Origin of the sequence: Shewanella sp. 11B5 (assembly GCF_002836795.1) — a bacterium.
Classification (GTDB): Bacteria; Pseudomonadota; Gammaproteobacteria; order Enterobacterales; family Shewanellaceae; genus Shewanella; species Shewanella frigidimarina.
The window spans coordinates 1-9,608 of the sequence record NZ_PJAP01000234.1 but is presented as its reverse complement, the minus strand read 5'-3'; the positions used below and the strand labels follow the sequence as shown (position 1 = coordinate 9,608).

Annotated in this window: 6 protein-coding genes and 1 pseudogene; 2 read left to right on the top strand and 5 right to left on the bottom strand. The window is 41.6% G+C overall.

Going from position 1 to position 9,608, the window contains the following annotated elements; translation table 11 throughout:
* Positions 1-167: 167 nt before the first annotated feature.
* A complete protein-coding gene (locus CXF78_RS02615) occupies positions 168-452 on the top strand; it encodes a hypothetical protein (RefSeq protein ID WP_011636057.1) in 285 nt (94 codons plus the stop codon).
* Between the two features lie 64 nt (positions 453-516).
* Here the strand turns inward: CXF78_RS02615 and putA are convergent, their stop codons facing one another.
* The 4 genes from putA to CXF78_RS02595 all read right to left on the bottom strand — a co-directional run bounded on the left by putA (position 517) and on the right by CXF78_RS02595 (position 6,810).
* A complete protein-coding gene (gene putA / locus CXF78_RS02610) occupies positions 517-3,711 on the bottom strand; it encodes a bifunctional proline dehydrogenase/L-glutamate gamma-semialdehyde dehydrogenase PutA (protein WP_180957033.1) in 3,195 nt (1,064 codons plus the stop codon).
* A 402-nt stretch (positions 3,712-4,113) separates the two neighbouring features.
* Positions 4,114-4,695, bottom strand: a complete 582-nt coding sequence (locus CXF78_RS02605) for a TIGR04211 family SH3 domain-containing protein (protein ID WP_011636055.1) — start codon at positions 4,693-4,695, stop codon at positions 4,114-4,116.
* A gap of 140 nt (positions 4,696-4,835) precedes the next feature.
* Complete coding sequence (locus tag CXF78_RS02600; protein ID WP_102035884.1) at positions 4,836-6,104, bottom strand: inorganic phosphate transporter; 1,269 nt, start codon at positions 6,102-6,104, stop codon at positions 4,836-4,838.
* Positions 6,105-6,129: 25 nt separating this feature from the next.
* Entirely contained in the window at positions 6,130-6,810 is a 681-nt protein-coding gene (locus tag CXF78_RS02595) for a TIGR00153 family protein (RefSeq protein WP_011636053.1), read from the bottom strand.
* 236 nt (positions 6,811-7,046) lie between these two features.
* Between CXF78_RS02595 and CXF78_RS02590 the strand changes: the two genes are divergently transcribed.
* A complete protein-coding gene (locus CXF78_RS02590) occupies positions 7,047-8,531 on the top strand; it encodes a CYTH domain-containing protein (RefSeq protein ID WP_102035883.1) in 1,485 nt (494 codons plus the stop codon).
* Between the two features lie 154 nt (positions 8,532-8,685).
* Here the strand turns inward: CXF78_RS02590 and katB are convergent.
* Positions 8,686-9,608: pseudogene (gene katB / locus CXF78_RS02585) on the bottom strand (catalase KatB); the annotation flags it as partial.

The following is a 9,608-nucleotide window of genomic DNA, read 5'->3' as shown; positions in this document are numbered from 1 at the left end:
GTTTTTTATTCTAAAACCTGAAAACTGCTACAAATAATTTACATAACCATAATCAATTTATCTATTTAACTCTCTTTATTCACTAAAAAATTGATGTAAGTTAATCATAACCTAATGCCAATTTGTTACGCTGACAAGGATTCTCTAACTTATATAGAGGTGAGGCTATGGAACGTAAACCAGACAGAGTGAGCGCGATGAAGCAGCTCCTTGATCAAGTCAAAACCTCTTTGCCGCTTGATCAACCCGGTATATTTAGTTGTGGCCCAACCAACAACTGTGTGGGCTGCCCTAAAAAGTTGCTCGACCTTGTTGATGCAGAAATGAACTATTGGGACGCAGCCATTGCTCAAGGCGTTATACCTTCGTTTGGCGATATTAGTCGCTTTGGAAAACTGTGTAGAAATGTCAGTCGTGGTTTACAACGCAATGATATCCAGGGCCATCATTAACTAACCTAAACTAGAGATAACAAAAAGCCCACGAGCAAGTGGGCTTAATGCAAGTACTTCAGGCTTATTCTTCAGCATCACCCAGTGACAATAATGTCGCATTACCACCAATCGCGGTAATGTTATTAGTACGCGTTTTTTCGGTCACAAAACGAGTTAAATAATGCGGGCCACCCGCTTTAGGACCCGTGCCCGATAAACCTTGACCACCAAATGGTTGCACGCCAACAACGGCGCCAATTTGGTTACGGTTAATGTACACGTTACCTACGTTTACTTTGTCAGCAAGCGACAAAGCATGGCCTTCATTACGGCTGTGAATACCTAAGGTTAACCCAAAACCTGTGCTGTTGATTTCATCAACCACTTTTGCCAAATCAGCCGCTTTATAACGAATAACATGCAAAATAGGACCAAAATGTTCTTTTTCGAGTAACTTAATAGAACTAATTTCAACGGCTGTAGGCGCTACAAAATGGCCGTTTTCAGTACCCGCTGGTAATTCAAGTTTATTAATTAACTTGCCGACCTGGCTGATATGATCAATGTGGGCATTCAAGTTTGCTTTGGCAGTGGCATCAATCACTGGTCCCACGTCAGTTTTAACTGAACTTGGGTTGCCAATCACTAATTGCTCCATGGCGCCTTTCATCACTTCAATCACGCGATCTGCAATATCTTCTTGTAAAAATAAGACTCGCAATGCCGAACAACGCTGACCAGCACTAGTGAACGATGAAGAAACTACGTCATTAACAACTTGCTCTGGTTGTGATGTTGAGTCCACAACCATGGCATTTTGACCACCGGTTTCAGCAATTAATGGAATAATTGCGCCATCACGGTTTGCCAAAGTGCGGTTAATCAATTTAGCGGTGCCAGTAGAGCCGGTAAAACACACACCGCCAATACGTTCATCTGCAGTGATTGCAGAACCAACAACAGCGCCAGTACCTGGTAAAAACTGTAATACATCGGTAGGAATACCGGCTTCATGCGCAAGTTGTACTGCACGATAACCGATTAAACAGGTTTGCTCCGCAGGCTTGGCAATAACAGTATTCCCCGCGGCAAGTGCTGCAGATACTTGGCCTAAGAAAATCGCCAACGGGAAGTTCCATGGACTAATACACACAAAAATTCCGCGGCCTTGTAAAAACAGTTCGTTCAACTCGCCTGTCGGGCCAGGAAGTAATTCAGGCTGAGCCATCATCTTCTTAGCTTGTACCGCGTAGTAACGACAAAAATCGACTGCTTCACGAACTTCATCAATGCCGTCTTGAATGCTCTTACCCGCTTCACGGGTACATAATACAATCAGCTCTTCACGATTTTCTTCCAATAAATCAGCTAATTTCTGTAGTGCATTCGCTCGAGTTTCAACAGGCGTACGAACCCAACTACCAAAAGCAGCATCTGCACCAGCAATGGCTTGCTCAATTGCGTTTGCATCTGCAAAAGCCACGGTACCGACGGTTAGCGAAGTATCATATGGGCTAACAACAGTTTGTACTTCACCCGTTAATGTTTTACCGTTTACCAATGGACCCGCGGTCCATTGAGTATCGCTATATTTATCCAGTGCAGCAAAAAATGGCTCTGACTCAGAAATAATGTTCATGTTTAATCCTTTAGAGTTCTTACGTTCTGCACCGAAAATATCAGCAGGTTTAACAATTTTTTGATTCGCTAACGACTTGTAACCTAATAGCGTCACCAATGGATGAACGACTAAGCTTTCAATCGGCGTATTAGGGTCGACCAGCTTATGCACAAATGAGGTATTGGCACCGTTTTCAAGTAAACGGCGTACTAAATACGGCAGTAAGTCTTTATGGGCGCCAATGGGGGCATAGATACGTACCGCTTTAGCTCCGCTTTCTGCAAGCATGGTGTCGTAAAGCTCTTGCCCCATGCCGTGCAAACGTTGGAACTCATATATACGATCACCTGCCATCGCATCAATGCTGGCAACGGTTTGAGCGTTATGGGTGGCAAATTGTGGGTAAATCGCACCTCGAGTGGCGTCAGACAGCAAATAACGTGCGCAAGCAAGATATGACACGTCAGTACCGGCTTTACGGGTATACAGTGGGTAACCACCCTCGCCCGCTTGTTGTGCCCATTTAAGCTCACTGTCCCAATAAGCACCTTTAACTAAACGCAGCGGAATTTCATCGCCTTGATCTTTAGCAAGACGCGTCAACCAACACAACACCGGTAAACAACGCTTAGAATAAGCTTGCACCACAATGCCTAATAAGCCCCAGCCTTTAGCGGCTTCTGACTGATAAAGCTGCTTAAATAACTTCAATGACAATTCAAGACGGTCAACTTCTTCAGCATCAATAGAAATACCAATGTTAAGTTCACGCGCTTGTACTATCAGCTTAATAACTGTGTCGTATAATTCACTTAATACACGATCCTCGTTAGCGACTTCATAACGAGGGTGCAAAGCAGATAGTTTGATTGATATGGTGGGTCTTGGTGAGTTCGCTTCATCGTATTGCTGTTCGCCTAAATCGCGAATAGCATTGCTGTAATCATTAAAATACTTTTGCGCATCATTGGCGGTTAATGCTGCTTCACCTAACATGTCATAGCTATGGGTATAACCTAACTTACGTTTAGCTTCACTGTTTTTAAGTGCTTCTTTAACGTCCTCACCTAACACAAATTGCTTACCCATGATCTTCATTGCTGCAAGCATGGCTTGGCGGATCATTGGCTCACCAACACGATTAACCAGACGTTTAAGTATATGACTTGGCGAACCGTCAGTATTACGATCTAACTTAACCAGTTTACCGGTCAGCATTAAGCCCCATGTTGAGGCGTTAACCAGTAATGACTCACTCTTATTAAGGTGTTCATCCCACTTGGCACCAGACAGTTTATCTTGGATAAGCGCATCCGCGGTTGCCGCGTCAGGAATACGTAACAAGGCTTCAGCCAAGCACATTAAGATAATGCCTTCTTTTGTTTCTAAGCTGTATTGCTGCAAAAATGCATCAATACCAACCATCAGGCCTTTTTTCTCAAACTGACGAACTTTGCTCACGAGCTCATGGGCGCGACGAGTCACTTGCTCAATGTCTTGTTCAGACGAAGGCACAAGCTTAATTAATTCAGACAGGTATTGCTCTTCATCGACAATGTAATTGTTGGTCACTGCAGTAAACAGTTCCTCAAGAGTGGCATTGTCGTAGCGGCCGTCCAGTACTTCACTCGCTTTGAACATAGTATTCGCTTCCATCTGGGTCAGGTTAAGGATGGTTATTATCGTTGTTGAATGGACATTGTATTCACGAATATTTTATTTTGTATACAATGTACGATCTGGTTTTTCGGCGATTATACATTCAAAATGTGAACTTGGACACTCAAGTTGAAAACTTGCTAATAATTGTTTGATTTTGCTCACTGAAATAGGTCAAAACAATGTGCTAGACAATTAACATTGCAACAACAAAACACTGTTAACCACCTGTTAAATAACAACTATTACCAAATCAAAAATAAGAATAAATATGACTACATTTCATCATTAGTAAGGTAAAAAAAAAGGCCAACGTTTGAATAGTTGGCCTTTATACAATCAAATTAGTGACATAAGTCGTGTCATTATATTCCGAAAAATCTCATCTACATTGAGATGTTACATCCAACGGCTTTTCTTACGACGTTGCGGGCGAGGTAAATACACCAATACAATACCAATCAACGCACCAATACCTGCAATTAACCCACCTTGCTGCCACATTTCATAACGTTGGTTATCAGCGGCTTGTTGCACCTTTGACTTAGCATCATCTCGCTCTTTAATCGCTTTAGTCAATGCAGCTCTTAACTCTGCCACCTTTTCATTAGACAATGTTAAAGACTCTTCGGTATTGTCAGTATTTTGAGTAATATTATTTAATTGTTCATTAGCCTGTTTTAGTTGTGCTTCCATTTCAGGAAAACGTTCACGAAAACTAGGCTGATCTGAAACTAAACTGGTTAATACCCAGCCTTCACGACCTTTATGATCAATGATTTGAGTAAAATCACCTTCAGTATTATCCAATAAAGTGACCGGCTGACCTGCTTCAACGCTACCGATAATACGAAACTCTGTACCCGGTCCACCGTGAATATAGGTAAACACATCATCAGAAATAAAACGCGTTGGGGCTTGCGCTGCAAATACGCCACTTGGCGCAAGTAAAAATATAAGAATTGAAAGTACTCTTAACACGGTATTTATCCAAACTCAGAAAACTTATTGTCATGCTATTTATTAAATGCTCTGAATGCAAGAAGGAAGTCATATGACTTCCTTCTTTAATACATTCAGCGTTCACATTTCTGCTAATACTTCATTGCGTCTTAGTCAAATTAACTAAAGATGCTCTTAATAATGAAGAAGAACAAAATAGACAATGCTGCACCGGCCGGTAGAGTAATAACCCAAGACACAACAATGTTACGCACTACACCAATATTGATTGCTGCAATACCACGCGCCATGCCCACACCCAACACAGCACCCACTAATGTTTGCGTTGTCGAAATAGGTAAACCAGTACCAGAAGCAATAACCACGGTCGATGCGGCAGCTAATTCAGCTGCAAAACCACGGCTTGGGGTTAAATGAGTGATGTTTTTACCAATGGTTTGCATTACACGCTGACCAAAAATAGCCAGACCTAACACAATACCTACAGCACCAAGTGGTAAAATCCACCAGGCTAAAACAGCCTTAGCACCAATAACACCACCACTTTCAACCACTGAAACCACAGCAGCTAAAGGACCAATCGCATTAGCAACGTCGTTTGAACCATGGGCAAATGCCATACAACACGCAGTTACAACCATTAATATGGCAAATACTTTTTCAACATTACCATATTGGGTTTTTAGATCGGCTTTATCGCTCATTTTTAAACGACTAATAGCAATTTTACCTGCTAGACCGACGACGGCTGCAACCACAATTGCTAAAGCATATGCTTCAACTGTTGAAAAATTTATGCCTACATGTGATAAGCCTTTAGTAATGGTCACAAGTGACATCACAAAACCGGCCAATGCCATGTAGAAAGGCACATAACGCTTAGCACTTGCTAACGGATCATCGGTATTAAAAATCAGCTTTTGCACACTTTGGAAAATGATATAAGCAATAAAACCTGAAATAGCAGGTGTCACTACCCAAGAACCAACAATACCGCCAACCTTACCCCATTCAACAGAGTCAGCACTAACACCCACTGCGGCAAAGCCAACAATAGCACCAATAATTGAATGCGTTGTCGAAACCGGCCAGCCTAACGCTGACGCTACAACTAACCAAATACCCGCAGCAAGTAATGAGGCAATCATGCCGTATACCAACAACTCAGGGACATCAGTAAAATAACTCGCGTCGATAATACCTTTACGAATTGTACTCGTGACTTCACCACCAGCTAAAAAAGCGCCGGCGAATTCAAAGATCATTGCAATAATAATCGCTTGTTTAATGGTAATGGCATTAGAACCTACAGAGGTTCCCATTGCATTGGCTACGTCGTTTGCACCAATGCCCCATGCCATCAAAAATCCAAATGCAGCCGCTATCATAATGAGCATAGGGCCGTTGGTGACTAATACATCAACCATGTTGTTTCCTTGATAACCTTTGTGATTAGTTACGAGCTAGCATCAGCTCTAGGCGGGAACCGACACGCTCAGCAATATCTGCTAAACCTCCAACCCATTCGATAATTTTGTACGTGAACATCACATCAATCGGATTCAATTCAGATTCTAATGCATACAACTGACGACGCACTTGAATCTGTAAATCATCAGAATCTTCTTCAATAAGATCTAATTCAGTGATCATTTTGGCAACTAACTCAACTTCACGACCACGGAAACCGGTTTCGAGTAAATCATCGAGTTCGTTAATAGCCCGCTTGGCTAGTGATACCGCATCTAAACAACGTTTGAGATAAGCACCAAAGGCATCTTGCATAGGCTGAGGAAGGACTAACTGACGGCCAATAATACGGCCAGAGATATCTTTTGCCTTGTTCGCGATTTTGTCCTGTTGAGTTAATAACTCAAGCAAGTCAGTTCGCTCAACAGGCATGAATAATCCACCAGGAAGAGTCAGGCGAATTTCACGTTTGAGTGAGTCAGCTTCTTTTTCAAGCAAACTAATTTGTTTACGTATCTTTATCGCTTCATCCCAGTCGCCTGAATTGGTTGCGTCAAAGAAAGGAACAAGAAGTGATGCACACTCATGTACTTTGTCGATATGTAGTTCTAAAGGCTTAAGAGGTGATTTTGCAAACACACCTAAAATAGAGTTTACTGGCATTGCCGTTTACCTATTTAATAAATTCCAGTTTGGAAAAAGCGGGCGCATGTTAACCCAAGCGTCCGCATAATGAAACTGTGTTTTTTAATTTCGTACGACAGTTTCTCTGTTATCGTTGCTCAGTATATATGATGCGAGCAACGCTATCCTAAGAGATTTTTATTACAACAATATGACATTATGAAGATAATGTGACGCATTAGTGAATATTTAATGACAAGGCAGACATAAAGTCAATGGACGCAGAAATAGAGTTAAAACTATTCATTCAACCACAACATCATGATTTATTAAAAAAAATATTGAATGAATACCCTAATTCGACCCCACAAGGGCAGAAAAAGCTCACCAACGGATATTTCGATACCGACGATTTACAACTGCGTAGATGGGATATGGGCTTACGTGTAAGAGGTTTTGATAATCAACTCGAACAGACCATAAAAACGGCAGGACGTGTCGTAGGGGGGATCCATTCCCGTCCCGAATATAATGTCAACATTGATCAAAAAACACCGATCTTGTCACGTTTCCCCAAAGAAATTTGGCCAATAGGAAATGATCTCGACAAGGTATCAACATCGTTAACATGTATTTTTGAAACCAATTTTGAGCGTCAAACTTGGCATATATACCTCAATGATAGTCTCGTTGAGGTAGCATTAGATGTCGGTGAAATTATCGCTAATGATAAAGTTGACCCTATATGCGAACTCGAATTTGAATTACTCGCAGGTGATACTTCTGCCTTAATAACATTAGCTATCGAAGTCGCTAAATCAGTTCCATTTCGCTTAGGGAAAGCAAGTAAAGCTCAGCGCGGGTATCAACTTGCAGGTAAATCAAAGCCGTTCACTATTGAACATATTGATTATGTCTCATTGCCTAAAAACAATAACATGCAGCAAGTCTTGAGCACATTATTAGAAACAGGTCTTGAGCGCTGGCAATTGATTGAAAATATATTAACGCTGCCAACGAGTGATGTTCATCAACAATCAGCCTTGTGGGGCGAATTACGCCACTGTGTGCGCTTACTCAGGCTCACCTTAAATCAATTTGGTTTATTAGATCAGCGCACCAGTCCATTATTCGATCATCTTGAGCAGGCTCTGGCATTTGTTAGCCCACTGCAAAGTTGTTGTTTACTATTACAAGATGATGCAAAGCCACTTGCCAACATCAACAATAAAACCCTTGTTTGCCAACAACTAGAAAACCATATCAGCTTAATGTCTATTTCAACTCAATTGGCCTCAATATGGCAACAACCTGAGTATGGCCAATTACAATTGGCATTAGTCGATTTACTATTAACAGCTGAAAGCGGCAAAAACCAGGGCCGTCATTATCCAGAATTAGGTTTATTTGCCAACAAACTACAGCAAGCCTCATGGAAGCGTATTGGAAAATCAATGCCGATAACCGCTGAAATGAACAGTATTGATTACCAACATGTTGCAGATGCTTTGGATGAAAGTATCTTAGTTGGGTTTGCTTATGGAGAAATGTATCCGGCTAAAAAGCGCGAGGCTTTTCGGGCACCATGGCAAGACTTAGCGTTAGGGATTAGTACGTTATCTGCATATAAAATATTAAGGCATTTGAGTGCACAACATCAGCTTAATGTTGAAGCTTGGTTAGACAATAAAGAAACCAGTTTATTGTTTGCCATGGAGCACTCACGAAAAAGTGCCTTAAAAGTACCTATTTACTGGTAAGCGTGCATATTACCCATATAAATGGTTACACGCCCACATGTATTAGTGATGAATAGTAAAACAGGAAGATAATGATTATCTTCCTGTTTTACTAAACAACTAATCTGTTAGCGTTAAGACATTAATAGTCGCTTATTCTTTCGCAAAATACAGGTTACTTTGCCAAAGCCAGCTTAACACGTCGACCGTAATCAACATCCGCTTTAGTAAAATGATCCACCATTTTTTGTTGCACATCTAAGGTCGTTTGACTGAGTGTGCCCGCAATCGTTTCCACTAAACGATTTTTCTCTGCTTCACTAAAGATACGATATAGGTTACCAGCTTGGGTAAAGTCATCTTGATTATAACGACTAAAACGTGCAACCTCTCCTGCTAAACGTAACGGTGGTTCTGCAAAACTTGCATTTTCAGTGAGTGGTGCAACGCTGTTAGGACCATAATTAACACTGGCATCACCACCGGTTTGGCTACCTTGATAAGGACACTGAGCTCCTGCCATAGCACCAGCACGTTGATGATGGTTGGCTTTAGCGGCATGCGGACAGTTAACCGGTAACTGATTGTAGTTAGTACCAATACGGTAACGCTGAGCATCTGCATATGAAAACAAACGTGCTTGCAGCATTTTGTCTGGCGATGCACCCACACCGGGCACTAAGTTACTTGGTGCTAATGCCACTTGTTCAACTTCAGCAAAGTAGTTTTGTGGTAAGCGGTTTAGCTCAAGTTCACCCACTTCAATCAACGGATAATCACTGTGCGGCCATACTTTAGTCAAATCAAAAGGATTAATGGCGTAAGTATTGGCATCAGCTTCTGGCATAATCTGTACATTCACAGTCCAGCGCGGAAAGTTAGCATCATTAATTGCTGCCACCATGTCGCGTTGTGATGAATCAGGATCTATCCCTTTTAATATATCTGCTTGTTCGCCGGTTAAATTCACCACGCCTTGCTGTGATTTAAAGTGAAACTTAACCCAAAAACGTTCTCCCTTAGCATTCCAGAACGAAAACGTATGCGAACCGTAACCGTGCATTTGTCTATAGTTAGCCGGAATACCACGGTCTGACA

Excerpts from the sequence above, each read along its gene's own strand:
- CXF78_RS02595 (WP_011636053.1), bottom strand. The coding sequence starts at position 6,810 with ATGCCAGTAAACTCTATTTTAGGTGTGTTTGCAAAATCACCTCTTAAG.
- putA (WP_180957033.1), bottom strand. The coding sequence starts at position 3,711 with ATGGAAGCGAATACTATGTTCAAAGCGAGTGAAGTACTGGACGGCCGC.
- CXF78_RS02615 (WP_011636057.1), top strand. The coding sequence starts at position 168 with ATGGAACGTAAACCAGACAGAGTGAGCGCGATGAAGCAGCTCCTTGAT.
- CXF78_RS02600 (WP_102035884.1), bottom strand. The coding sequence starts at position 6,104 with ATGGTTGATGTATTAGTCACCAACGGCCCTATGCTCATTATGATAGCG.
- CXF78_RS02590 (WP_102035883.1), top strand. The coding sequence starts at position 7,047 with ATGGACGCAGAAATAGAGTTAAAACTATTCATTCAACCACAACATCAT.